Source organism: Acidithiobacillus sp. (assembly GCF_027322205.1).
Taxonomy (GTDB): domain Bacteria; phylum Pseudomonadota; class Gammaproteobacteria; order Acidithiobacillales; family Acidithiobacillaceae; genus Acidithiobacillus.
This window is the reverse complement of the sequence record NZ_DAHVHY010000145.1, coordinates 1-1,187: the sequence shown is the minus strand read 5'-3', so window position 1 is coordinate 1,187 and position 1,187 is coordinate 1. Positions and strand designations below refer to the sequence as shown.

The 1,187-nt window shown below is 58.7% G+C and carries 1 protein-coding gene; it reads right to left on the bottom strand.

Annotation, left to right across the window (positions count from 1 at the left end):
* On the bottom strand, positions 1-1,187 hold a 1,187-nt coding region (locus tag M7F93_RS11855; RefSeq protein WP_298173812.1), incomplete at both ends, for a porin.

Below are 1,187 nucleotides of genomic sequence, written 5' to 3'. Positions count from 1 at the left end.
TAAAACATAAATCCGGTTTCGAAAAGGGCTCTGGCCTGGGTAGGATTATTCCCCTGCGGACCAAAAACATCGCCCTGGGTGTAGCTGCTTGCCTGTACGTAGGAAAACTCGGCGCGGGCGAAGAAGTCGTGATCCTGATAGGTGGGCGTCACGGTGATGGACCACGCCTTGCTGCCGGCTCCATACATCAGGTTAACCGCGCCATCCGTGGCGTTGCCGGTGCTCGCGATATATTCGGCCCGGGCCGCCAGGGTAACGTGGGGGGTGAGGCTATAACTTGCCAGGATGGCCGCGCCCCTGGTCCCCGTGCTGCGCCCCACGCCGATAGCGGGGTTGGCGGGCACCTGGGTGTACTGGAGGTAGGGCTGAATCATCCATGGACCCGAGCTATAGGTATAGATCAAGTTGTAGATGTCGCTGTTGTTTTGATAGACCGGGGTAGCGAGCGTGGAATAACCCGTCTGCCCCGCATTGCCCATGCCCACGAAACTCACGGTATTGGCGGAGTTGATGGTGTAGGACAGGTCGCCGGAAAGCCAGTTGAAACGATTGGAGTAGAAACCATCACTCCAGGCCAGAGAGGCGCTTAACGGCCCCGCGCTGTAGTTGACTTGCACCCCGCGATTGACGGCGTTTTCCTGGTTCCACAACAAGCCGCGCTCGATGTTCATATTCTCGAAGGTGAAGGTGTATTCCGCGCCGATCAGAGTGGGGAGCTTGCCGATCAGCACCGAGAAGTTTTTGGTGGGCGCGATCTTCAGATAGGCCTGTGGCAAAGGACCATAATAGCCGGCGGTGGTGGCTCCCGTGGAGATAAAGGGAGTGCCCAGGGCGGGCATGTTGTAGGCACCGGCCTGGAGAAAGAACTGGATCAGGCCGTGGGTTTTCTGGATGAAGATTTGGCCATTGCTGATATCGGCGTGGGTATAGCCATTAAAAGCGACGGGGTCGGGGCTGACGGTATTGACGGGGTTGTCCTGCCAAAGACCCATGCCGCTCATCACGCCGGTGATGTCCAGTGTTCCGAGCGGGCCGGCATTAAACTGAAAAGGAGATGGTGACTGCAGTGGTCCGGTCATCGCTGGCATCGGCAGGGGCGCGGCTTGAGCGGTGTCGGATACCAGGGCCAGTGTGGATAACACCGCGACAGCAAGGATTGTTAAGCTCCGCTTGCTGCCGGTGCGGGG